Source organism: Pyrinomonadaceae bacterium (assembly GCA_036277115.1).
Lineage (GTDB): Bacteria > Acidobacteriota > Blastocatellia > Pyrinomonadales > Pyrinomonadaceae > UBA11740.
In genome coordinates this window covers 191,022-215,301 of record DASUNM010000021.1, presented here as the reverse complement: position 1 = coordinate 215,301, position 24,280 = coordinate 191,022, and the positions used below count along the sequence as shown (strand labels likewise).

Annotated in this window: 17 protein-coding genes; 14 read left to right on the top strand and 3 right to left on the bottom strand. The window is 57.8% G+C overall.

The annotated features are described in order from the left end of the window. Positions 1 to 18 precede the first annotated feature (18 nt). The 3 genes from VFX97_05200 to VFX97_05190 all read right to left on the bottom strand — a co-directional run bounded on the left by VFX97_05200 (position 19) and on the right by VFX97_05190 (position 6,197). The gene (locus VFX97_05200) at positions 19 to 1,116 is read right to left on the bottom strand and encodes a hypothetical protein (protein ID HEX5702595.1); all 1,098 of its coding nucleotides are present in this window, start codon (positions 1,114 to 1,116) and stop codon (positions 19 to 21) included. 227 nt (positions 1,117 to 1,343) lie between these two features. Then, positions 1,344 to 2,477 (bottom strand): o-succinylbenzoate synthase, encoded by a 1,134-nt coding sequence (gene menC / locus VFX97_05195; GenBank protein ID HEX5702594.1) that lies wholly within the window; start codon positions 2,475 to 2,477, stop codon positions 1,344 to 1,346. 240 nt (positions 2,478 to 2,717) lie between these two features. Beyond that, positions 2,718 to 6,197 carry a TonB-dependent receptor gene (locus VFX97_05190; protein HEX5702593.1) on the bottom strand — a complete coding sequence of 1,160 codons (3,480 nt, stop codon included), beginning with the start codon at positions 6,195 to 6,197 and terminating at the stop codon, positions 2,718 to 2,720. Positions 6,198 to 6,567: 370 nt separating this feature from the next. On the opposite strand from VFX97_05190, the gene VFX97_05185 reads away from it, so the two are divergent. The 14 genes from VFX97_05185 (at position 6,568) to VFX97_05120 (ending at position 24,271) form a co-directional block, all read left to right on the top strand. Further along, the gene (locus VFX97_05185) at positions 6,568 to 7,521 is read left to right on the top strand and encodes a MurR/RpiR family transcriptional regulator (GenBank protein HEX5702592.1); all 954 of its coding nucleotides are present in this window, start codon (positions 6,568 to 6,570) and stop codon (positions 7,519 to 7,521) included. A 68-nt stretch (positions 7,522 to 7,589) separates the two neighbouring features. Further along, complete coding sequence (locus VFX97_05180) at positions 7,590 to 8,396, top strand: GNAT family N-acetyltransferase (protein HEX5702591.1); 807 nt, start codon at positions 7,590 to 7,592, stop codon at positions 8,394 to 8,396. A gap of 55 nt (positions 8,397 to 8,451) precedes the next feature. Continuing rightward, positions 8,452 to 9,624, top strand: a complete 1,173-nt coding sequence (locus VFX97_05175; GenBank protein ID HEX5702590.1) for a M20 family metallopeptidase — start codon at positions 8,452 to 8,454, stop codon at positions 9,622 to 9,624. An 89-nt stretch (positions 9,625 to 9,713) separates the two neighbouring features. Then, positions 9,714 to 10,880 (top strand): pyridoxal phosphate-dependent aminotransferase, encoded by a 1,167-nt coding sequence (locus VFX97_05170; protein ID HEX5702589.1) that lies wholly within the window; start codon positions 9,714 to 9,716, stop codon positions 10,878 to 10,880. Between the two features lie 91 nt (positions 10,881 to 10,971). Further along, entirely contained in the window at positions 10,972 to 11,796 is an 825-nt protein-coding gene (locus tag VFX97_05165) for a M55 family metallopeptidase (protein ID HEX5702588.1), read from the top strand. Between the two features lie 588 nt (positions 11,797 to 12,384). Beyond that, complete coding sequence (locus tag VFX97_05160) at positions 12,385 to 13,377, top strand: fatty acid desaturase (GenBank protein HEX5702587.1); 993 nt, start codon at positions 12,385 to 12,387, stop codon at positions 13,375 to 13,377. A 12-nt stretch (positions 13,378 to 13,389) separates the two neighbouring features. Continuing rightward, a complete protein-coding gene (locus VFX97_05155; protein HEX5702586.1) occupies positions 13,390 to 13,971 on the top strand; it encodes a CDP-archaeol synthase in 582 nt (193 codons plus the stop codon). Continuing rightward, positions 13,968 to 16,694, top strand: coding sequence for a PEP/pyruvate-binding domain-containing protein (locus VFX97_05150; GenBank protein ID HEX5702585.1), 2,727 nt, complete (start codon positions 13,968 to 13,970; stop codon positions 16,692 to 16,694). Before VFX97_05155 ends, VFX97_05150 begins: the two co-directional genes overlap by 4 nt. Then, entirely contained in the window at positions 16,681 to 17,355 is a 675-nt protein-coding gene (locus tag VFX97_05145) for a hypothetical protein (GenBank protein HEX5702584.1), read from the top strand. Before VFX97_05150 ends, VFX97_05145 begins: the two co-directional genes overlap by 14 nt. Beyond that, entirely contained in the window at positions 17,352 to 18,344 is a 993-nt protein-coding gene (locus VFX97_05140) for a class I SAM-dependent methyltransferase (GenBank protein HEX5702583.1), read from the top strand. The genes VFX97_05145 and VFX97_05140 overlap by 4 nt, the downstream gene beginning before the upstream one ends. Next, a complete protein-coding gene (locus tag VFX97_05135) occupies positions 18,341 to 19,126 on the top strand; it encodes a lysophospholipid acyltransferase family protein (protein HEX5702582.1) in 786 nt (261 codons plus the stop codon). Before VFX97_05140 ends, VFX97_05135 begins: the two co-directional genes overlap by 4 nt. Further along, positions 19,123 to 20,967, top strand: coding sequence for a fatty acyl-AMP ligase (locus VFX97_05130; GenBank protein HEX5702581.1), 1,845 nt, complete (start codon positions 19,123 to 19,125; stop codon positions 20,965 to 20,967). The genes VFX97_05135 and VFX97_05130 overlap by 4 nt, the downstream gene beginning before the upstream one ends. Beyond that, positions 20,964 to 23,648, top strand: coding sequence for a thioester reductase domain-containing protein (locus tag VFX97_05125; protein HEX5702580.1), 2,685 nt, complete (start codon positions 20,964 to 20,966; stop codon positions 23,646 to 23,648). The genes VFX97_05130 and VFX97_05125 overlap by 4 nt, the downstream gene beginning before the upstream one ends. Further along, complete coding sequence (locus VFX97_05120; GenBank protein ID HEX5702579.1) at positions 23,645 to 24,271, top strand: CDP-alcohol phosphatidyltransferase family protein; 627 nt, start codon at positions 23,645 to 23,647, stop codon at positions 24,269 to 24,271. The genes VFX97_05125 and VFX97_05120 overlap by 4 nt, the downstream gene beginning before the upstream one ends. Positions 24,272 to 24,280 lie beyond the last annotated feature (9 nt).

Here is a 24,280-nt window from a genome sequence, read left to right as displayed (position 1 = left end):
AAGACGAATTTCACGTGTTCATGTTGCCGACACACTCGCGGGGCGCACAATTCGCCAGATGCCCACTGTTAGTACCGGCAGAATCAACAGCAGAATAAAGGCGTAGGTGAGCAGTCCATAACCCTGAGCAATTAGACTCACCAGACCAACCGCGGCGGCGGCGTATACGGACACGACCATGATGCCCCCCGAAATGGCGGGCCGCAGAAATCGCGGCATGGGCCGCTTCCGCTCCTCGAACGTTCTCGCCACTCGTTCGTTAATCGCATGCAGCAGGGCCACTCCGGTGTCTACCAGTGTCAGCAGCACCGCAATCTGAAATGCCCACGCGAACCACGGCGCTCCGAGCTTGTCCAGCAGAAAAGCTGAGGGCAATGCGACCGCTCCGATCTCGTGGTAGTAGCCCATCATCGCGATGTAAAAAACGAAACCCGGCAGCATGCCGAGAGGGCCAGCTAAGAACCCTGCGACGAGTGCTTCGCGGCGGTGCGTCAGGTGCCGGATGCAAAAAAGCACCGCCGGAATACACGCCACGTTGTAACCGGCATAAGTAAGACCGGCCTTGAACCAATTGCCGCTCACCGGAACCGACGAAAAGTTGGCCGCGATACGATCGCCAAACGCGAAAATACTCCAGATAACAAAGACGATGTAAACGAGGTACAGGTAGCCGACCGACATCGCCAGGAATTTCTCGATCGTGGCGTTGCTATTAAACAGCACGAAAGCGGTGGCGGCGATCATGGCGAGCGAGCCGACCAGTTTCGGCAAGCCAAACAGGTTGTTCGTGATTTCACCGGCCGCCGCTCCCATCACCGCCAGTATGATAATCATGAGAAGGATGTAGGCTATCTCGAACAGGAACCAGGCTGGACCAAGCAACAATTTGAAGAACGAACGGTAGTCGTAAGCTCGTGCGCGTCGCGCCAACTCGAAACTGATCATCAGCACGACACTCCACAACAGCATGCTGACGGCCATCCCCAACAAACCACCCCACGCTCCGGCCGGCAGAAAAAACTCGACCAGCTCGCGCCCGGTGGCATAGCCCCCGCCAATCACTGCCGCTTCGAAGACAAAACCCGGCAGGAGATAGCGCTTGAAAAAATCGTTCATGGAATGAGATGAAAGCCAGCGTCTTCGCTCCGCCAGGAGCGAAATGTTTATAGAACCCTAGCTGGCCTTAGTTATTAAAGCTCCGTCAGGAGCGAAATGTTTAGTATCCGCCGAAAGTATTTGGAGCTTGTTCCGCACATTCCGCTCCTAAAGGAGCTTGATAATTCTGGGGCCGCTTGCCAGCTATAAACATTTGGCCCCTACGGGGCTGCAAAAATCCCGTTAGTTTATGTGTCTAAGCGAACCGTCTCCCGCCTGACCGTCAACGCCTCGATTCGATCTTCATTAACGTCAAAGCCGATTCCGGGACCGGTCGGTGCCTTGATCGTGCCTTGCCGCGAGACTTTGACGGGCGGATCGATGATGTCCTCTTCCCAGTAACGCTTCGAAGCCGAGACATCCCCGGGCAGAGTGAATCCGGACTGGGTTGACATTGCGATGTTATGCGCGCGGCCGATGCCGGATTCCAGCATTCCGCCACACCACACAGGAACCCCGCGATCTGCCGCGTAAGCTTGAATCTGCCGCGCTTCGGTGTGGCCACCCACGCGCCCCAGTTTGATGTTGACGATTCGGCACGCGCCCAATTCCAGAGCGTGGCGGACGTCGTCAAGCGAAACGATCGACTCATCAAGACAGATGCGAGTCTTGATTTGGCTTTGCAGTTTCGCGTGGTCAACCAGGTCGCCCGCGGTCAGCGGCTGTTCGATCATGAGCAGCCGATAATTATCGAGCTGTTTAACTACACTCAAGTGCCCATTCAGCGAGTAGGCCGAATTAGCATCAACCGAGAGCGTGATATTCGGAAACTGTGACCGAATCGCTTCGACCAACTGAATATCCTTACCCGGTTTGATTTTGATTTTGATCCGCTGATAACCGGCGTCCAGTTCGACGGCAACTTTATCCAACAACTCTTCAGTTGTTTCCTGTAATCCGATTGAGACTCCACAGTTGATCTCATCGCGCGTACCGCCGAGGTATTGCCACAAAGGACGGCCGGCCAGTTTCGCTTCCAGGTCCCACACCGCGGTCTCGACACCGCCCTTGGCCATCCGATGACCGCGAATTTGCGCCACCGAGCCGTTCACTTCGGCGGCGCTTTTGACACGAGCCTGGGTCAGGAGCGGACCGATGTGCTTCGTGGTAATCAACCACGCGGTATCGATCGTTTCGTAATTGAAGAAAGGCTTTTCGGCGGCCACGCACTCGCCATAACCGGAGGCGCCGCTTTTGTCGAAAGCTCTCACGATCAAGATGCGACGGCGGGTGGTGCGGCCGAAACTGGTCTCGAACGGAGATATCAGCGGCAATTCGATCTCGCGCAGCTCTAACCTCTCCAAATGCAACTCGGTCGTCATTTGATTCGCCTGGCCTGGATTTGCGGCACGGTCAGCATGACCAGTGCGAAGCCTAATACCCAAAGCCTTTTTGCATATCGATTTAGATGAGGCAATTGCTTAACTCCTTCAACAAAGGTTTCTCACGCTGGTTCGACATCTTGACGCTCGCCACTAACACTGCGGCGGTTCCTTCAAACCGCCGCAGGTTCATAAACGGGGAGTCGAATAAGAAAAAGGGAGCGGCGAAACTTATCCTCGTTAAAAGTTCAACTTCAGCCCAAACTGAATGATCCGCGGGTTCACTGAGGTAGTTGAGATCACCCCAAATGTGGCCGCGGAAGCATTGGTGCCGGGGTTGCCGAACTGCGGATGGTTGAAAGCGTTGAAAAGCTCGGTGCGGAACTCGACATTAGCGCTCTCATTGATAAAGCGCAGGGGTGTCCGTTTGATGATCGCGATGTCGGAGTTATTTTGACCCGGGCCAATCACGATGCCCACACCACTGTTGCCGAAATCCCTGCCGCCGCCAGGTTCGATCAGCGGCCAAACAGGAGCGCCACCAACCGCGAGCAGGCCGTTTACACACACCCTGTTGAAGTAACCCGACCCACCGCTGGCTCCGCCCAACCTGCTGACTGTGGAACCGGACGTAACCAGGTTCGCGTGCGTGCACCCGGCGGCCAATGGCGCTCGGTCACTCGTGATGCCAAAGGCGTTTTGTGCGTTCGTGCCGGTTAGGCTAAGCGGGACACCCGATTGGATCGTGGTCACACCCGCGAGTGACCACCCGCCCAACAAGTGGTTCACCACTGAGTTGAATTGTTTTGGACTGGGGAAATCATAGACGTAACTCAAAACGAACCGGTGCTCGCGATTGAAGTCGGTGCGGCCGTAAGTGGCACGCCGGTCATTCTGGTTTCCGGCGATTCCACCAGTACCCGCAGCCGAAGTGTTTGCGGCCGCGTCGCTGTAAGCATGGGCGAACGTGTAAGCAGCGAGAAACTGCAACCCACCGCTGAACCGCTTCGTGAGGCTAAGTTGCAGACTGTCGTAACGCGAGGTAGCACTCGAATCGATAGCGTTCAGGCCGGTTGCCGTAAAACCCCGGATGGGCACGCGCAGCGGGACATTCGCCGCTGTGTTAGTCGTCACGCCACGAATCGGATTGGACGCACTGGCCAGCAGGGCTTGGTTGAGTGAGTGAGAAAAGACGAGGTTAGAGCCGCGCGTTCCCACGTAGCCGGCTTCCGCCAGATAGTTGCGTCCGAGATCTGCCTGCAGGCTCAAGTTGTACTGCTGCGTTTTTGGTGGGCGATAATTCGGAACGACCAGCGAAGTTGTCAGCGCCGTCGTCGGCGAATAAGGCGCAAATGCAGGCAACACGGGCTCAGGCTGAAATGGATTCGCAATAGAGGCGGCGGCGTTTGGGGCGCCTTGAAACTGACGCAGCGCGGCGAAGGGCCGTGCAGTCGCCAACTGAAGAAAGGCTTGTCCGGTCGCACGCGTGTGATATATCCCATAGCCTCCGCGCAGAACCATCCGCTCTGAGAATGGCAGGAAGGAGTTCGGCAACCGCCAGGCGAAGCCGATTCGTGGATCAAAGTTATTCTGTCCTTCTCCCCGAGTGCCGAACTCATTATCTAACTGCGTCACGCCCGCTGGAACAGTACCCGGAAAGTTATTGGAAACGGTGAAGCCTGCGAGGGTGCCACCAGCCGGTGGATCGGGATTGGCCAGGCTGATATCGAACCCTGAGTTTCGCCCGCCGGTGTCACCGAGATGCCCAAGTCGCTCATAACGCAACCCGAGATTCAAGGTAAATGAAGGAGTCAATTTTATATCGTCCTGGATATACAAGTTCCCGTCGTTGACGATCCACGAGCGATTGAGATCGCCGGGCAGGTCTATGGACAGAAAGATATTGCTGAACGGGGTGCCATTGCCGGCGGCAGGAAGACCCAGCAATATGTCAGCCCAACTCGTCGTTATGATTCCGCCGAAGAAGGTGAAGTCATCCAGGTCGAGCTTGCTGCGAGTGTAGCCACCACCTAAACGGAATGTGTGACGTCCGCGCATCCAAGTCACCGAGTCCTGGAAGTTGAAATGATCCTGATTCACTCGCACGCTCTGACCATTTCCGCCGGTAGCCATCGTACCCGCCCCAATCACCGGGAACTGATTGGCGACTGGCGGCGCATTCACTCCGATGTCCGCAAACGTGAATGGCTCCTGTTGCAGGTTGCCGACCTCTGTGCGGTGGAACCCGAAATCAAACTGATTGACCACCGTGGGGTTAAACATGTAGACGTGGGCCAGCGAAAGGTTCCTGAACTTGTTGGGGATAAATACCGGGAAGCCGGGGACGGTAGGAGTCCCTGTTTGGCTTGTCGGAAACGGGTTCACCAGGTCACTATCCGCCGCAAAGAAGCGGCCATAGATCTTGCTTTTGTCCGTGTGCAGCAAGTCCAGGTTTATCATGAACTGATCTTCGTCGAAGGTGCCGGGTTCGCTGAACGCGGAAAAACCGCGCACGTCAAACGGCAACGCTGGATTAACTGTTTGCGGAGTCGGAATCACAAATGCCCCGTTCGGGTGTCGCAGATTCAACAGAGCGATGGCCTGCGAGCTGATGTTTGAACCGTCAGCGAGAATGGCTGGTCCAACGTTGCCAAGTTGCGTCTGGAAGGTGCCTCGTTGCCCTGCAAACAAAGCTCCCAATGCGGCGCGCGAGCGATCGTTGGTGAACGCCGGCGAGGAGATGTTGGCGGTTGAGCCCCCGCCTACTCCGTTAATCTGCCGAGTCCCCTGGTAAGAAAAGAAGAAGAGCAATTTGTCTTTCTTGATCGGACCGCCGACCGTGCCTCCAAACAAGTTCTGTCTCAAGATGCCGCGGGGTTGTCCGGCACGGTTTCGGAAAAAGTCGTTCGCGTTGAGTACATCGTTACGGAAAAACTCGAATGCCGAACCATGAAACGCATTACCACCGCTTTTAGTCACGACGTTTACGTTCGACCCGGCGTTGCGCCCGAAAGAGGCGTCGTACAGACCGGTCTGCACTTTGAATTCCTGAATTGCATCGGGACTGGGAATGGCGATGCCGCCACTAAAGCCGCCGCTCGCCTGAAGGTCGTTAATCTGCACGCCATTCATCTGGAAGTTATTGTCGCCACCGAACGCTCCGTTTGAGCGGAATCCTCCTCCCGACTCGCCCCCCGTCCCGCGTCCCAACGCGGTCGCATTCGTCACTCCGGCTGAAATCCCGGGCGAGAGCGTCACGATCTGAGTGTAGTTGCGAGTAACCAGCGGAAGATTCTTTACCGCGATCTCATCTGCGACTCGTCCCAGCGCGGGAGACTCCGATTGCAATAATTCGGTCTCAGTGGTCACGCTGACTGTCTGAGTCATTTCGCCTACTTCAAGCTGGATGTCGAGCCGGCTTGTCTCCGTCACGTTGACACGAAGCCCCGCCTTGATCGCCCTCTTAAAGCCTGACTTGAAAAACTCGATACGGTAGGCGCCGGGCAGCAGTTGCGAAAAGGCGTAATCGCCGTTGTCCTGGCTGACAGCATTGCGTTTCTCGCCGGTCGCTTCGTTGACGATCGTCACTTGCACACCGGTCACGCTTGCACCTTGTGGATCGGTTACCGTTCCGGTAACTGCTCCCGTGCCGGCGGTTTGGGCTAATGCAGGCACGCCGAAAAGTAAACATGCGAGGCCAACACCAACGATGAGTCGCATAATTCTCATGGCTTTGTCCTACCTCCAAAAAAGTTGTGTCACGCTAGTTCCAAAGTCAGGTTTCTGTTGAGCGTGAGCGTGCTTCCGCGCTCGGCTCGAAGTCACAAGACCACGAGCAGCAGCACCGTAATTCCACAGAATCGCCGTACAGGGTCATCATGATTCTCGTTTTTAGGGAAGACTTTTACTGGAACTCGCGAAGGGGTATAACGCAAGTGCTGCAGAAAGTCAATAATGCCGCACATGCTGCACGGGGTCTTGTGCGTCGAACCGAGTTCTGCTATCTTGCGCCCCGATAAATGGCCGACCGCGCTACGTGATGACTCGGCCACAAGAGATCCTGATTTCTGCGAACCAGGAAAATCAAAAGATGAACAGGTCAAACTCACATCGGAAGAAAAGACGCTCAACTACCGACCATGACTTGAACTCTGACGGAAGGATTTCCGTTCTGGCGACTCGGTTCGCGCAGGCGCAATCGGTGCTTAATCCACGCCGCCGCGAGTTGATCAGGGCCATACTCGACTCCGCGGAGGAAACTTGCTTCCTCTCATCTCGTGAATTAGCTAAACGCTATCGCGTCGACGCCACCACTATTCTCCGTGCGACCCAGGTGTTGGGTTATCAGAGTTATTCTGATTTTTCCGCCGACCTGCGACAGCACTTCGTCACGCGAATCACGCCGTACGCTGTTCTAAAAGCGGCGACCCGCGAGAAAGCCAGCGTCGCCGATCATATCGATCATGCTTTGGAGAAAGCGCTCGATAACATAAATACTTTGAAATCGGATTTGGATAGAGAGCGCCTCATAGAAGTAGCTAAGCTAATCAAACGGTCGCGCCGCGTCCTCGTGGTCGGATTGGACTTCGCCGCTTCGCTGGCTTTTTATCTCGCCTACGGATTGTCAGCGCTGGGATTTGACGCGGAGGCGCCGACGGGCAGCACCGGAACGCTGCAATACAAGGTGAAAGTCCTGACGCCGAAGGATGCACTCGTGGCGATCAGCTTCGGGCAATGCCTGAAGGATACGGTCGATTCCGTACTGCGGGCCAAAAAACAGGGGGTCCCGACTTTTGGAATCACTGACAGCGATACGTCACCGTTGGCGCGCTACTGCGATACTCATCTCGTGACTTCCGTTGTCAGCCCGTCCTTCCTTAATTCGTATGTCGCCCCGACAGCGGCGATTAACGCGATCCACGTAGCCTGCTCTCATATCGATCCCAAGCGTGCGCTCACGCGATTAAGACCGACCGACAGAGAGTACGCGTCGGGCTCCCGTTGGTATCGGGAGCCGAAAGGTTCCAATGGGGATCTGGCTTAATAGTCATTGTGTCCAGCGCCATAGCAAAACAGCCAATTACTATCCGGGAGATAACACTCCGCTCAGAAATGCGAGAGGTTGAGAATCTTCAGAAGGAGGTCTGGCAATCCGACGATCGCGATGTTGTCCCGCTTAACATCCTGGCTGCGACTCGGGAAGTGGGCGCAATTCTTTTAAGCGCGTTTGACGGGCCGGCGTTGGTGGGCTTTGCGTACAGTTTCGTGGGCCGTGAGAAAGAACGTCTGGTCCATCATTCGCACATGCTGGCGGTCACGCCATCGCATCGCAATTTGAACCTCGGCTACCGACTTAAGCTTGCTCAGCGAGACCGCGCGCTCGCACAAGGCATTGATACCATGACGTGGACGTTTGACCCGCTTCAGAGTTTGAACGCGCACTTTAATTTCACAAAACTCGGAGTGTTGTCCGACACGTACAAAATTAACTTTTATGGTGAAAGCACATCTGGATTTTTACTTCAGATTGGCATGGGCACCGATCGACTCTGGGTCACGTGGCGGCTCGATAGCCGACGAGTCCTGGACCGACTGCAGGAAAGTGGCCGAAGCAGAATATTAACGCCTGAGCTGCGAAGCATATCTCCTCTGGTCCGATTCGGACCAAACAACGCGCCTGAGAGGGCAGCGTCAGCGAAAGACTCTGAGCAAAAATTTCTTTCAATCGAAATCCCTTCAGAGATCAACTCATTGCAGATTGAAAGCCCACAACTCGCCTCAGAGTGGCGCGAAGAAACTCGCCGAGCCTTTAGCGAGGCGATGTCTGCGGGGTACCTCGTTGAGGACTTTCATGTTTCGTCAAGAAATGATTGTTCCGTTGGGGTGTACCTTCTCAGCCGCGGTAGAACAATTTATTAGTTCGGCTGAAGCCATTGAAAGATCGTAGCGACGAATACACTTGAGCCAGCAGATCATGAACCCTCCTGATTCTACCGGGATCCTGGCGCTCCATACGTTTTTGTCGAGCCGGCAAGATGAGATTCTTGAATCGATTTGTCGGCTGGTTGAGACTGAATCGCCATCCGGCGACTTCGAGGGCAGTCGTGCTGTCGTCGATCTGCTTGTCAGTACTGCTGCAGAGATTCCGGCCATCACAACAGTCGAGAGAATACCTGTGCGTGGCTATGGCGAACATTTAAAGCTGACTGCGTTCGATCACCATGCCGGCGATACTCCCCGAACGTTGCTGCTGGGTCACACCGATACGGTTCATCCTCGCGGCACCTTGCGCACGCAAGGTGTGCGCGCGGAAGATGGACGCCTTTATGGTCCTGGTATCTTCGACATGAAGGCCTCCTGTGTGCTGGCCCTGGAGTCGCTTCGCGCTTTGAGTGCCCTCGACATCTCACCGCGCCACCCGGTGTCTTTGCTCCTGACGTGCGATGAAGAAAGCGGAAGCAACACCGGGCGCCGGCTGGTGGAGGAAGAAGCGCGGCGCACGAAGCAAGCTCTGGTGCTTGAGCCCCCGGCCCCGGGAGGAGAGGTGAAGACCGCGCGCAAGGGTGTGGCGATGTGGACCGTCGCAGCCCAGGGAATTGCTGCGCACGCTGGTTTGAATCCCGAAGCAGGCGCCAGTGCAATTCTCGAACTTGCTCGTCAAACTGAACGGTTCCACTCCATGAAAGACTCAGCGAACGGCACGACTTTCAACGTCGGGGTCGTGAGTGGCGGCACTCGTAGCAACGTGGTGGCGGCCGAAGCACAAATCGAAGTTGATGTCCGATTCAGTCGGATGAAAGAAGCTCACCGAATCTCTGAGCTCATGCGCAACCTGGAGCCGTTCGACAAGCGCATACGTCTAACCGTGGCGGGTGGACTCAATCGTGGGCCACTGGAACGAACCGAAGGAGTGGTGAGACTTTATCAGCACGCCCGCGCGGTAGCAGGTTGTCTGGGTTTTGAATTAAGAGAGCGTTCAGTCGGAGGAGCCTCGGACGGCAATTTTGTAGCGGCACTTGGTGTTCCCGTCCTCGATGGCCTTGGCCCGGATGGAGATGGCGCGCACGCCGCACATGAACACGTCTTAATCTCGGATATCGTGCGGCGCGGCGCTATGCTTGCGGGACTGATAGCATCATTAGAATAGCCCGGACTAAACCTCTCAGTGACATTACGAGTAGACAAAAACAGTTTTTCCGAAGATAAGATTGCAGACTGATTGAGCCGATGAAACCAATGCAACGAAAATCCCGCCCTGACATTAGAGCGCTTACCAGACTGGTGCCTCCCAGCGGCAACCTTGTGCAGGGCCAGTCGGAGCTGCCTATTAATCCCGTTTTAGCCGACGCGGCCGCGCGAATAATTTCCGCCGGCAAGAATCATTATGGTCCGGCTGAAGGTCTGGATGAACTTCGCCTCGCCGTGACGGAAAAGATCTCTACCTTCAACGGCATCAGAATCGATCCCGACAGTGATCCGCTCGAATTATTAATTACTCCCGGCGCGACCGGTGCACTTGTAGCAATCGCTCAAAGTTACCTAAGGAACGCCGCCGCGCTCGTCTTTGAACCTTACTATCCTTATCACCGCCACATCATCAACGAGTTGGGAGGAAGCACTGAAGCACTCGCGCTTCACGGTGAGAGCCTTGAACTCGACGGGGATGAATTACGCGCGCGCTGCCGCGAGTTGAAGAGCCGACAGTCGTTTCCCCTGAAAGCAATTATTCTCTGTACACCGGTGAATCCTACCGGAAAGGTGTTCAGCGCGAGTGAACTGGAAATCATTGCGTCGGTTTGTCACGAGTTTGATCTCCTCTGCATATCAGACGAGGTTTATGAACACTACGTGGTAGGAAGTCAGCCCCATATTTCTATCGCGACCCTGCCTGGCATGTGGGAACGAACGATTACAGTCAACTCTTTCTCCAAGTCATGGAATATTTCGGGCTGGCGCCTGGGTTATGTTTACGGCAACTCGAGTCTCATCTCCCCTCTCAATCGCGCCAATAATGTCTTTTACGTATGCTCGCCGACTCCGCTCCAGCGTGCCTTAAGCGAAGTGTTAATGACCGACTCGGATTACTACACACGTTTACGCGAAAAGTTTGCGCTGAAAAGGAAACTGGTTGTTGGGGTGCTTGACCAGGTTGGGTTTAAGACTTTTGACTCAGGTTCTGCCTTTTATGTTTGGGCCCGCATCCCGGAAGGGTTTACCGGGGCGATGGAGTTCAATCAGTTGTTGATGCACCGAGCCGGAGTGGGAGGCGTACCGGGGAATGCTTTCACCGACGAAGATCACTGGGACAACTACATGCGACTGTGCATTGCGCGTGAAGATGAAGTGTTACAAGGCGCACTCGACCGGCTGCAAAGCGTTCTCATGCCGACAACTTCGTTATAAATAAGGAGCGATTAGGATGAAATCTTGCGTAGTCTGTTTGGCGCTCTTGATATTTGGCTCGCTCCTGACCGTTAACGCGCAGGAAAGAAAAATGAAAATTTACATTTCCGCGGACATGGAAGGCGTTGTTGGCGTGGTAACCGGCGAGCAATTAGGACCTCAGGGGTTTGAGTATCAACGGTTCCGAGAGTTCATGACGCAGGAAGTTAACGCCGCGATCGAGGCCGCATTCGAAGCCGGCGCGACGGAAATTGTCGTCAGTGACTCACACGGCAATGGGCAGAACCTATTAATTGAGAAGCTGCCGAAGAACATCCTGCTCGTTCGCGCATGGCCGCGGCCTTTGATGATGATGCAGGGCATTGATGAGACTTTCGCCGGCGTCATCTTTATCGGTTATCACACCGGGACCACTAACCCTCAAGGGGTGCGAGCGCACACAATATCAAGTGCCCGCCTGGCTGACGTGCGACTGAAAGGCGTTTCGGTCTCGGAGGCCGGCATCAATGCGGCGATCGCCGGTCACTTCAACGTGCCGGTGATTATGGTATCGGGCGACGACGCGGTGGTGAAAGAAACTACAAGGCTGTTGGGAGATGTCGAAGGCGCAGTGGTCAAATGGTCGACGGGTTTTCACTCGGCAAAGACCATGATGCCCGAAGCTTCTTACCAGCTAATCCGCGAGAAGGTAAAGAAAGCCATCGGCCGACTCAAAGATTTCAAGCCCCACAAGCTTGCGGGCCCTATTCAGTTGGATGTGCGTTTCAAAAACTACCGCCCATCAGAAGTCCTGAGTTACCTGAGCATCGTGGAACGCACCGACGCGCACAGCATCAGATTCACAGGCAAGGACATGATCGAAGTGTCTAAGTTCCTGGAGTTCATTGTTACCTACGAACCTGCGTTGGAGCCGTAAGTCTTGCTGGTGCAAATCTGAGCTCCGATGCTCTGCCTCAAAAACCTGAGAGTCTTACTCTCATCCACACCGGGCTTCAGCCCCGTGATGAAAGACCATAAAAATCAGAGGAACCGTTTCAATGGTTTGCCCGTGTCGTTTCACAGGGTAAGTCGTTCGTAGCCAATCGCCTGAGTGTCTGGAGAACAGTAAACCGTTAAAACGGTTCACTAATCTCGTGCTCCGCTTATCACCGGGCTAAAGCCCGGTGTGAATGAGAGCTGCTTTTCGCACTTTTGAGGCAAGTCTGGCTGCCTGCAACTATCGAAACGAATCTCGCGGTGCACCCGCATCCCATTCGCTGGCAATTCTCATCAAGAAAACTGCGGCGCTTATTTCTGTCAGCTTTACCGGGACGATCTTTCGTTCTTACCTGCCTGCAGCAATTTTCAGTCTTCTGCAAAGACATCGCTGCGCATGTTTTATTTAAGCACGTTTTGTTGACTTGAATTCCATCGCCTCACTAGAATGCGCCACACTAACATCACTGTTGCGCGACCGGAATTTTTTCGCCACGAACGGTAACCGAAAACAACCGAGACTTCCGTAATGACGCAAGAAGGAGAGATGCTGATGCATCACGGCGCTGTGCCAGGCCTTCCTCCATCTGCGGCCACGATGGCGCACTTGCGAACATCGAACTGGGCGGGTGGCGCGCTGCTGAGTTCGGCCGCTCTACTCACGGTGGGTGGTGTCGCGCTGTCCCTCCAACCAAACTGGTGGTCGTGGCTGCTGGGCCAGGTGGTTCTTGCTGCCGCGATGGTCCAGTGGTTCGCTCTCCTTCATGAGTGCGGACACGGAACGCTCTTTCACACAAAGGCCCTGCATGCACCCGTTGGTTGGGTAGCCGGCTTTTTTTCGATGATCCCCTACGGCTGCTGGAAGCGCGTCCATGGCCGTCATCACAAATGGACTGGATGGCAGGATGTGGATCCCACCACTGCCGCGCTCGTACCTCGTCCTCTCGGCCGGGCCGAGCGCGTGTTGATGAACGTATGCTGGAGGTCCTGGATCCCACTGTTCGCCACGCTGTATCGCGTCAATAACTTCTGGAACTTGCCCCGGCTCCGCTCGCTGTTCTCTAAGGGGGACGACCGGCGGCGTATCGCGATCAGTATCATCACGCTCCTCTTAGCTTATGTGGCCGTCGCGGTTATCGTCGGTCCCAGGACGCTGGTGCGGATTACGCTCCTTGCATCGTTGCTTGCCTTCGTCGTGGAAGAGCTCATCATTTTGAGCCAGCACACGCACATTCCTCAGAACCTGAGTCAGGGAAAGGCAGTCCCTCCGTTTCCCGCCGTCGAGCAACAGGTGTTCACGCGATCCCTGGTCTTCCCATCGTGGCTTTCGGCGATGCTGCTGCATATCGACGCTCATGAGCTCCACCACATGTATCCATTCGTGCCCGGGTATCAACTCCGCGCGATCTCTTACAACACGCAGAACGAAATAAATTGGTGGACGTGGGTGAAGTGCGTGCGCGCGATGCCCGGCGAGACTTTCATGTTTCACAATCGGATCGAAACGGGCGTCGATATTTGAGCCAACCCAACCATGCCAGATCCACTGCACTGCGGTCTCTTCTTAATTGTGGCCTTCGTGCTTGCCGGCCTGCTGCAGTCATTGTGGCTGCGTAGTCGAGTCTCGCAGGTCCTGGCGATTCCGCTTGATGGCGGCCGCACGTTTCGCGGACGGCCTATCCTCGGTGAGAACAAGACGCTGCGGGGCTTTGTGGTCATGATTCCAGCCGCGGCGCTGGCGTTTCTCGCAGTTGCCATCGTGGTTTCTTTTTCGCGAGGAGTGCCTCCCGCTACGTTGTGGCAGTTAACGCCGGCGGGATACGCCGCGCTTGGGGCCTGGGCCGGATTCGGCTTTATGGCCGGGGAGATCCCAAATTCATTCGTTAAGCGCAGGTTAGGCATTCTGCCCGGACAAGCACCGGCGTCTGCTATCACCACGGCAATCTGCTTCACGATTGATCGCACCGACTCGATTCTCGGAATGCTCGTAGCGGTGACTGTCGCAGTTCCCACTCCGTGGATGACGTGGGTGTGGGTGCTTGTTCTCGGGCCTTTGATCCACTGGTTGTTCAGCTGGTGGCTATTTCGAATGGGCGTTAAGAGGCGACCGGCATGACAACCGCTGCCGTCCGAGCCGCGCCTGTGCTGCAAAGCACCGGCTACATAGTCCCGCTCGACGAGGCGACGCTTCCCGAGCTCGTCGGCGGTAAGGCGTATAACCTCTGCCGGATCTCGCAGCTTGGTCTTCGCGTGCCCAGCGGCTTTGTCGTTACAGCGCCCGCTTTCGCCTCGCACCTGGAAGAGAATGATCTGACCGAGAAGATCCGCGCGCTGCCGCAGTGGAAGACCAGATCGCTTCCCGGGGAACTCGGTCTCGCGACCCAACGACAGTTGTCGGCGCGCATTCGCGATCTGATTGTCAATACTTCCCTCTCGCCAAAGCTTTCCGATTTGTTGGCTGCGTCCGCCGAGGCGCTGCTCAGTCGTGGGCCAGTCGTCGTGCGCAGTTCGGCTGTCGGCGAGGATTCCGAGCGAGCCTCGTTCGCCGGGCAGCTTGATTCCATTCTTCACGTGCGAACTTTGGCAGGACTGGAGAATGCCTTGCTGGCCTGCTGGGCTTCATGTTGGTCCGAGCGCGCGATCGCATACCGCGCCGCTCGAGGATTTGAAGTTCGGGGCATGGGTGTCGTCGTGCAAACCCAGGTTGACGCTGTTGCCGCCGGCGTCCTGTTTACCCGCACCGCCGCAGGAACAATTCTGGTCGAGTACACACCAGGACTTGGTGACGCGCTCGTGGCCGGCGCGATCGATCCCGGGCGGTTCGTGCTTCAGCGAGACGGGACCGGATTCCAGGCGCTTTCCGCCGGCGAGCGATCAGTCAAGAACGTCGAGAACCAGTTGTTCTCTCGAGCCAGGCGCGCCGAGCTTGCCCGGCTCGCCGCGGTGCTCGAAAAAGGGCTCGGCGGAGCACAGGACGTTGAGTGGGCGATCGACCAGGCGGGCTCGCTTCAGATCGTGCAGTCGCGTCCGATCACCGCCAGCGTGACTGTAAATGCGCCGCTTCCCCACGGGCGCCCGGTGCGCTGGTCGGATGCCAACATCAACGAGAACTTTCCGGAGCCCGTCTCCCCCTTCCTCTACTCGATCGCGAGCGCCGGTTACGCCCACTATTTTCGAAATCTGGCCCACGCTTTTGGCCTCTCGCAACGGCGGATCGCTGCGATGGACGATGCACTCCGCCACATCATCGGCGTTCACGGCGCCAGGATGTATTACAACCTGACGAACATCCACACAGTGCTTCGCACGGCGCCCTTCGGCGATGCCCTGGTTGCTGCATTCAACAGCTTCGTCGGAGCGAACGGATCTCTCGGAGCGCCCCCGGTCAAGAGTAACCGGCTGCGCGAATTTGCCGAGCTTGTTGTGATCGCCTTAAAGACCTCTTGGCTCTATCTCTTCCTCGGGCGACGTGTGGCGTCGTTCGAACGGCTCGTTGACGATTTTGCCGAGCGCACTGAACCGCAACGGCTCGCTTCCCTGCCCCTCCGCGATCTTCGGCTACTGCTCAACGAGCTGATGGACATCCGCTGTCATCGATGGATCAACGCCAGCCTCGCCGACGCGGCCGCCATGGTGTGTTACGCGATGCTGCGCCGTCAGGTTGAACAAGTCAGCGACGGCAAATCCGGGGCGCTGCACAATACCCTCCTCAAAGCTATTCCCCAACTCGTCAGCGGAGAGCCCGTGCAACACCTCTGGGAGCTGTCGCGGGCCGTTCGCACTGAACCGGTGCTGCGCACTTTATTTGAGTGCGAAGCGGAATCAGTTGTTGACCAACTCGCAGTCAATCCAGAATTTGCCGACTTCCGTGCGCGATTCGAAGAGTACTTGCAACGATGGGGTTTCCGGTGTTCCGCGGAACTCATGCTCACGGCACCAAGCTTTCAGGAACAACCTGAACTGCTGGTTGAGACCATTCGCGCCTATGCGCGTCTGGACGGCGAGTCGCCTGACGCGACGCTCAGCCGGCAACTGGCTGAACGTGAACTTGAAACGCGCCGCTTACTGCGAAAGTTGCGGGGCCGCCCGATCTCCTGGTGGCTGCCCTTCGTCAGCCGTGCCGCCGTCCTACGCACCGTGCTCCGCTGGACGCAAGCGGCCATCGCGTATCGAGAGCGAGCGCGACTCAAGCAGGCGCTTCTGTACAGCCGCTGTCGCCGCGTCGCGTTAGCGCTGGGCGATCGGCTGGTGGCGCGCGGACATCTGGCCAGGCAAGAGGATGTCTTCTGGTTGACTGTCACCGAGGTCGATGAGCTTGCGGGCGGGAGCGCCATGTTCCCGCATCACGTGCAGGAACTGGCGGCTTTTCGAAAGCGCGCGCACGAGCGCCTCGCGGCAATGCACCCCGCGGATAACTTCACTCTTTCCGAAGGAGAATATCTCCCCCTGGATGGACACACGCCTGGCAATGAAACATGGCCGCGAAACGGTCACGCCAATCCGGCCAACGGAGGTTCGCGCACCCTGCGGGGCGCGGGTGCATGCGGAGGCTGCGTGACCGGCCGCGCTGTTGTTCTAAGCGACGCAAGTGAGGCAGGCCGCCTGGCCGCGGAGGACATCCTGATTACACGTCAGACAGACCCGGGCTGGGCGCCAGTCTTCTTCCTCATCAAGGGTTTGGTTATCGAACGCGGCGGCATGCTTTCCCACGGAGCGATTGTCGCGCGCGAATTCGGAATTCCATGCGTTGTCGGTGTGGCGCATGCCACGCGTGAACTCTTCCAGGCGGGAGAGATAGAAGTTGACGGCGATCGAGGGGAGGTCCATGTCCTCGACTAAATTGATTTACGACTACTGGCGTGAGCGGTATCCGGCAAGCGTATTCGTGCCCTTCGCCATCTTGCTCGCCGCCGCGGGCGCCGCCGCGGGAGGATCGCTTCCCACGGTTCGCGATGCCATAAGAAGTTGCATCCTCGCTTACACGTTGGTTCTCGTTTTCCGCATCGTCGATGACCTCGCTGATCTCGGTAGCGACCGCCTGCACCACCCGGACAGAGTGTTGGTCAAAGCATCAAGGGCGTCGAGACGAACTCCGATCGTTGTGCTGGCGTTGGTGATCGCTCTCGGCGACGTGGTCATGATGATGTCCCAATCGCGCGCCGGCGCCCGCATTGCTGTCTTCGCCGGGATTTCGATCTTCCTTGGTCTTTGGTATCACCGCCGGACGCGCCTTCGCGCCGGTCCACTCGCCGGAGCGCACATCCTCCTCCTCAAGTATCCGGCTATTTCTCTTTTGACCTGTGCGAACTGGGACGGCCTGGCGCTTAACACCGCGCTCCCCTCGCTTGGCGCGATCTATCTCGGCTTGTGCATTTACGAACAGGTTAGCGACCGGGCGGTTCGCCAGTCGCGCGGGGCCCCGTTGATTTTCGCCGCGGAGTTGGGACTCCTTGCAGGACTTCCCCTGCTCGCGCTTTCGACCGGAGGTTTCCTGCGATGAGCATGACAGCAACTGCGCTACAAATTGAACCGGTCGAGTCCGTGCGACCCGAATCCAAGTTTGAGAGTGTTCCGTGTTACTACTGCGAGGCCACGGAAACGGTGCCCTTTCTCACGGCTCAGGATGATCTCACCGGCAAGCCCGGGACCTTCACCTTTATTACATGCGCGCGCTGCGGGCTTCGCTATCAGAACCCGCGGCTCGGCATCGAGCACGTCAAGCCCTTTTACGATCAGGAGTACATCGCCCACCGAAAGCAGAAAAGCTGGGGCCCGCTTACCGGTTTTTTCAACTGGGTGATGGATCGACATGACCGGCAGAAGGAAAAACTCGTGCTCCGGTACGTCGCGCTCGATTCCGAGAGTGAGGTTCTCGACGTCGGGTGCGCCGTGGGAACCTTCTTGCAGAAAGTGCGCACGCGTTATGGCGCTCGCGTCGTAGGCGTTGACTTCAAGGATCTAAGCGACTGCCCTTCGCTGGAAGGCGTCGAGTTCCACTGCGGCCTTTTTTACGAGCAGCCGCTCGAGAGTGAACGCTTTGACGCGATTACGATGTGGCATTTCCTCGAACACGATTACGATCCCGTTCGCACACTTCAAACGGCCAAAGATCTGCTGAAACCATCCGGCCGTCTCGTGATTGAAGTTCCCCGACTGGATTCGCTCACTTTCCGGCTTTATGGCAATCGGTGGCCCGGCCTGCAGGCGCCACAACATACCGTGCTTTATGACCGCGAGATGCTTTTGCGCATGGTCCGGAAGGCCGGGCTGGAGGTCGTCGACTATTTGCCCTACGGTGCGTTCCCGGCCTTCTTTTACTTCTTTGCCGGAGCCGCCTTCAAGCTACTGAAGGGTAAGGGTCTTAATCTGTCGAAGGCCATCTATCCCTACTTTGTCGGGCAGATACTATTTGCCCCGATCCTGGCTTTCGAAAAGCAGCTCAACTTTGCGATGCAGACCGTAATCTGCAGGCGGGAGGATCAAGTATGAGCAAAGCTAGACGTATTCTACGCTCAGCAGGATTTCTTCTGGCCGGCTCGTTCCTGATGCTGCTGGCCGCGATCCCCACGCTTTTCCTCGCCCGCCGCTTCTATTCCGAAGTCATCGGCCGCTGGATCGGCCGCACTGTTCTTCGCATTTGGAGTATTGACTACACTACGCACTATTCCGAGCCGCTTCCCGACCGCCAGACCGTCTACATTTCGAACCATACGTCGACGCTCGATGTCATGCTTTTGATGGCGCTCGGGTTGCCGCGCGCGCGATTTTTCCTCTCCGGGTATCTGCGCAAATTCCCCGTCGTCTTGATCATCGGATACATCATCCGTGTCTTTTGGACAGTGCCTCAGGAGTTTCCTGAGCGAAGGCGCCAGATTTTCAGCCGCGCCGACCGCATCCTGCGGCGCACCGGAGATTCTGTGTACCTCAGCCCCGAAGGGAAGTGCGTCACCACCGGCGAAATCGGCGCCTTTAATAAAGGAGCATTTCATCTCGCCACCAGCCTCCGGGCGCCTATCGTCCCGATCTACATTTACATCCCGCCGAAAGTGCAGGGCTGGAGAAGTTACGGAGCCCAACCGGGGAACGTGGATGTCTATTTCCTCCCGGCCATCGATACCTCGTCATGGCGGCTCGAGGATCTCGAGACAAATCGCGATCGAGTTCACGATCTCTACGTCCGCGTGCATGACGCGTTGCGCGCAGACGGTGTGCTTCCGGCGGACGTTGGCATCGAACCGCAACAACCCAAGGTTATGAGGGCCGCTGTATGACGCACGACTTCCGCTCGCTGGTCGCCATGCTGCGTTACCGGGCGCTGCACCAGGGGAACCGTCGCGCCTACACTTTTCTAGTCGACGGCGAAACCGAGAACGCCGCGCTAACCTATGGACAACTGGATCGCGGCGCGCGCGCCATCGCCGCCACCCTCGCGGATCGAGGAGCGCGCCCGGGAGATCGTGCCATTCTGCTTTATCCGCCGGGCCTCGATTTCATAACCGCGTTCTTCGGAGCAATCTACGCGGGCGTGATCGCCGTACCCTGTTATCCACCTCACCGCTCGCAGCTCGCCCGCTCGCTGCCGCGCCTGAAAGCGATCATAGCTAATGCCGAGCCCAGCGTTGTCCTTTGCCCCGCCGGAGTTGCGGCCTTGTCTGCCTGGGTTGCGCATGTTCCCGCGCTTGGTGCGCTTCCATGGATCGCCACTGATTCACTCGGGGACGACGCAGCCACCTCGTGGAAAGAACCTGACGCCGGCCCGTCAACTCTGGCCTTCCTTCAGTACACTTCGGGTTCGACTGCCGCACCTCGTGCGGTGATGGTCACGCACGGCAACCTCCTGCACAACCTCGCCGTCGCCAATCACGTGGAAGAGAATGACGACGACAGCATTTCGGTTTCCTGGCTGCCGGTCATCCACGATATGGGGTTGATCGAAGGAGTTCTCGAGCCTGCCTATGCGGGTTACCCGGCTTATCTGATGGCGCCGGCCACTTTTCTGCAACGTCCGATCAGCTGGCTGCGGGCGATTAGTAAATATCGCGCGACCAACAGTGGCGGGCCCAACTTCGCATATGACCTTTGTACTCGAAAGATTCGCGCTGAGCAGCGGGACACTCTCGACCTTTCGAGTTGGCGCGTCGCATACAACGGCGCCGAGCCTATTCGTCGCGATACCCTGACTGCCTTCAATAAGGCCTTCCGCGATTGCGGCTTCGATTGGAAATCCTTTTATCCGGTTTACGGCCTCGCCGAATCGACGCTGGTAGTTACCAGCGGTCGGCGCAGCTACGAGCCGGTGTTTCTCGACGCCGATGCCGCCGCGCTGCGCGATGGAAAAATTGAGGAAGCGTCGCCGGTTGGCTCGGGCCGACGAGTCTCACTGGTGTCGAGTGGACCGCCCGCCTTCGGCTCGCGCGTTCTCATCGTCAATCCCGACACCTGCCGGCGTTGCGCGCCGCGCGAGATTGGTGAGATTTGGCTTTCTTCGCCGAGCGTTGCAAAAGGCTACTGGCGACGCGAAGAGGAAACTTTGCAGACTTTTGGCGCGATGCTCGCTGACGATGGAAGCGGACCGTATCTGCGCACGGGGGACCTGGGCGCACTCATCGACGGCGAGTTATTTGTCGCGGGACGACTCAAAGACCTACTGATAGTACGGGGCTTCAAACACTATCCGCAGGACCTCGAGTTGACGGTTGAGCGCCAGCACCCGGCCATCCGTCCCGGTTGCGCCGCTGTATTCGCGCTTGAGGCGCACGACGACGAGCGGATCGCCGTTGCCGCTGAAGTTGATCCGCGGCGCCTGGAGATCGCGCGGATGAATCCTCCGGAATTCCCCGACGCGCCGTTTCGCTTACGCGAGGGCGCGCGTGCGATCTCAGAACTCATAGGCACGATTCGCCGGGCCGTCGCAGAAATTCACGGCGTTCAACTCCACACGATCGCTCTGCTAAGACCCGGAGCGATTCCGAAAACATCCAGCGGCAAGATTCGCCATCGCGACTGCGCCCAGGCGTTATCCGGCGGGCAATTGGCTGAGATTGTGCGGTGGGTCCAACCCGATGTGGGACCAGCGGATTCTAGGGCCGTGCTTCTGACGAGCGAGATATGACAGCCATCCATCTCACGGCAAGCGACGCGTTGCGGCCGAGATTGGCGCAACTCACCGCCGATGTGCTGCGCATCCCCGTGGGCGATGTCCAGCCGGCCGTGCCGCTCGCAGCCATGGGCATGGATTCGCTTGCCGCAGCCGAACTGACTGCACTGATCGAAGATGAGCTCAACCACGAGCTGCCCCCGGCAGTGCTCTTTGAGTGTCCTACTCTGGAATCGCTCTCGCGTTTCATCGAATCGCGCGCCGGCGGCTTAACCATTGAAGACGATGAACGGTCCAAAGAGAAAAGCATTGCAGGAATGCTGGCAGACGCGATGTTGCCGGCGGACATCGTACCGGCACGGTCTCAAGATCGGGTTTCAGATGACGTGCTTTTGACCGGCAGCACGGGTTTTGTCGGCGCGTATCTTCTGCGCGCGCTCTTGCGCGACACGCCGGCTGTTGTCTATTGCCTGGTCCGTCCGAATGGCACGGAGGCCAGCGCTCGTGTGCGCCGAAATTTGATTCAGTACGGAATTTGGGAAGAGCGCTTTGCAAAGCGTATCCGCTGTGTTTACGGCGACATTACGCAAACGCATTTGGGGATGGCCGGCCGCGACTTCCAAGCTATCGCCGGCTCTGTCGGTGCCATCTATCACGCCGCCGCCGCAGTGGATTGGGTCCGCCCGTATGAAGAACTTCGGGATGTGAACGTCCTCGGCACGTGCGAACTGCTTCGTCTTGCCTGCGCCGGCACGCCAAAATCCTTTCACTTTCTTTCGAGCCTGGCGGTTTGCTATTCCACCGGCGCGATTGGCGACGCGCTTGAGACAGATGACCCTCTCCTCAATTTGAGAGGCCTGCGCCTGGGTTACGCGCAGAGCAAATGTGTTGCCGAGTCGTTGGTGCGACAGGCAGCCCAGCGCGGCAGTCGCGCAACCGTCGCGCGGCCTTCGCTCGTTTCCGGCGACTCAACATCCGGAATATCTAATGCCGATGACTTACTCTCTCGCTTTTTCCGAGGCTGCATCGAAATGGGAGCGGCGCCCGATCTCGACTGGGCGATGGACTGCGTCCCGGTCGATCACGTGGCTGATGCCATGGTGCAGCTTGCGCAAGACGACGTCCCTGGCGGTGTCTATCATTTAGTTAACCCGCAGTTGCGGTATTGGCGCGAGTGCGTACTGTGGATGAGTCTTCGCGGCTACTCATTTGATCTAATCCCGTACCGCGACTGGACGCGGCGCCTGCGCGAGACATTAACTTCATCAAACCCGCTCTATCCCTTGCGGGCCTTTTTTCTGCGGACCATTCCCGAGGAAGGAGGCCTGGCTATTCCCGAGCTCTATGAGGAAACACGCCGCCGCCGCGCGCGATCGGATTTCTCCCACACGATTCTTGCGCAATCGGGGACAGCCTGCCCGCCCCTGGATGCGCAACTGCTCGATCAATACTTCGAATCCTATGCGGAGCGGGGTCTGATTCCGTCCGTGTCCGGCGCTCCAACCGTGCATCGTGAAGCGAGTCTCAGCAGACCTCTGGTCATCGCAATCGAACGTTCGCTGCAGCGTCGCACCGGTGATCCGGCGCTACGCATCACGAGTGTCAAGATCTCTCCTATGAATGGCGACCATAGCATCGTCGCCGAGCTGACCTCGTGGAGGCGTGGAGGTCGACCCGGGCTTCGCCGGGCCCAACTAACGGTCGAGTCGCGAGCCGGACATACGTCGGTCATTGACGTGGTGCTGAAGTCCAAGCCTCCTGATTCGGATGCGATAGAGGTCGGCGAACAGGTCGCGCGGCTGTGCGGCCAACAGCTGGGCGAGTCATATGCGGCGTGGCGCGATCACGTCGGGTTGACCCGCGGGCATCTCAGGGAACTGGCGATCTACGAAACTGATGATGATCGCTTCCGCCTTCATATCCCGGAGCCGCTCGCCGTGTCGCGCGACGAGGATCGTGACGAGTGGCTGGTCGTGCTCGAGTACGTGAGCGATGCGCAGGTAGCCAATGCTTGGGACCGCGCGTGGACCAGCGGGGAGATCGAAGTCGCTCTGCGCGGTCTGGCGGCTCTTCATGCCGTCTGGCGCGATCGTTGGGAGGATCTGGTCTTGCAGAGTTGGCTTCCGCCGCGGCGCAGCCCGGCGCAAATGGCCCAGATGCTTCCCTTCTGGTCGGCCCTGGCCGCAAACGCACGACCGGCTTTTACGAACTGGGCTGGATCCGATTTGGCTGAAGCGCATGAATCACTGCTCTCCGGCATCGATCGCTGGTGGCAGCCGCTCAGCCGCGCACCGCAAGTCCTGATTCACAACGATTTCAATCCGCGGAACATGATGCTTCGCGGCTTGCGAGGCGTAGCTCAGCGCCTCTGCGCCTACGACTGGGAGCTCGCAACTATCGGAGCGCCGCAGCGGGATCTGGCCGAGTTTCTCTGTTTCGTGCTGGCGCCTGAGACAGCGGCTGATGATGCGCCGACTTGGATCCGGCGTTACCGCAGCCTGCTTGAAGAACAAACGAGCGCAATCATCAATCCAGTCGAATGGGAGGAAGGATTTAGAGCCGCACTTTGTGACTTCATCGTCGACCGGCTGGCAATGTATGCGATGATCCATCGCTTTCGACCGCAGCCGTATCTTCCCCGGGTCATGCGTACGTGGCTGGCCCTGCACAAACGCCTCCCCTGGCCCATCTCGTGAACAACCCCGCTCCTGACCCGGAACCGACCGGACCCGCGGGCTCAATCCATTTGAGCAATCTGCTCACGTACGCAGCGCTGTTGTCAGGCTGCGCGGCTGCGGCGTCCGCGATCATGCATCAACGCTCTGCTGCCGGGGCGTTCATAGCAGTAGCCGTTATTGCCGACACCTTGGACGGGCGCTTCGCTCGGTTGTTTCGGAGGACCCGCTTTCAGTCCGCGTACGGCGTGCAACTCGATAGCCTCGCCGATGCCGTGACGTCAGGCTTTGTTCCGGTGATCGTACTCGCGTCAGACAGCACTGCTTTGACACGGGGAGCAACTCTCGCATGGTGGGGCTGCGCGTTTCTATATTCCCTCGCGGCTATCACCCGACTCGCTTATTACAATCTCAAGCACGGTGACGGCCCCTGGTTTGTCGGAGTGCCGGCGCCATTGTGCGCCCTGGTTATATCAACATCGCTCCTCTGGTCGCCACGCCCGTTGGCCGCCGCAGTGATTATGATCGGCTGCGCCGTGGCCATGATTGCGCCGATACGCGTGCCGCGTCCGCGGGCAGCCGGATTCGCCGCCTGGGTTGGCTGGGCGATGCTTGTCGTAGTGCTGCACGTCCGGGCCTTGTGAAGAAGACGC

Coding starts and splice junctions, on each gene's coding strand:
- VFX97_05150 (HEX5702585.1), top strand. CDS start 13,968: ATGACAACCGCTGCCGTCCGAGCCGCGCCTGTGCTGCAAAGCACCGGC.
- VFX97_05165 (HEX5702588.1), top strand. CDS start 10,972: ATGAAAATTTACATTTCCGCGGACATGGAAGGCGTTGTTGGCGTGGTA.
- VFX97_05175 (HEX5702590.1), top strand. CDS start 8,452: ATGAACCCTCCTGATTCTACCGGGATCCTGGCGCTCCATACGTTTTTG.
- VFX97_05185 (HEX5702592.1), top strand. CDS start 6,568: ATGAACAGGTCAAACTCACATCGGAAGAAAAGACGCTCAACTACCGAC.
- VFX97_05170 (HEX5702589.1), top strand. CDS start 9,714: ATGCAACGAAAATCCCGCCCTGACATTAGAGCGCTTACCAGACTGGTG.
- VFX97_05130 (HEX5702581.1), top strand. CDS start 19,123: ATGACGCACGACTTCCGCTCGCTGGTCGCCATGCTGCGTTACCGGGCG.
- VFX97_05155 (HEX5702586.1), top strand. CDS start 13,390: ATGCCAGATCCACTGCACTGCGGTCTCTTCTTAATTGTGGCCTTCGTG.
- VFX97_05180 (HEX5702591.1), top strand. CDS start 7,590: ATGCGAGAGGTTGAGAATCTTCAGAAGGAGGTCTGGCAATCCGACGAT.
- VFX97_05140 (HEX5702583.1), top strand. CDS start 17,352: ATGAGCATGACAGCAACTGCGCTACAAATTGAACCGGTCGAGTCCGTG.
- VFX97_05125 (HEX5702580.1), top strand. CDS start 20,964: ATGACAGCCATCCATCTCACGGCAAGCGACGCGTTGCGGCCGAGATTG.
- VFX97_05160 (HEX5702587.1), top strand. CDS start 12,385: ATGACGCAAGAAGGAGAGATGCTGATGCATCACGGCGCTGTGCCAGGC.
- VFX97_05200 (HEX5702595.1), bottom strand. CDS start 1,116: ATGAACGATTTTTTCAAGCGCTATCTCCTGCCGGGTTTTGTCTTCGAA.
- VFX97_05145 (HEX5702584.1), top strand. CDS start 16,681: ATGTCCTCGACTAAATTGATTTACGACTACTGGCGTGAGCGGTATCCG.
- VFX97_05190 (HEX5702593.1), bottom strand. CDS start 6,197: ATGCGACTCATCGTTGGTGTTGGCCTCGCATGTTTACTTTTCGGCGTG.
- VFX97_05135 (HEX5702582.1), top strand. CDS start 18,341: ATGAGCAAAGCTAGACGTATTCTACGCTCAGCAGGATTTCTTCTGGCC.
- menC (HEX5702594.1), bottom strand. CDS start 2,477: ATGACGACCGAGTTGCATTTGGAGAGGTTAGAGCTGCGCGAGATCGAA.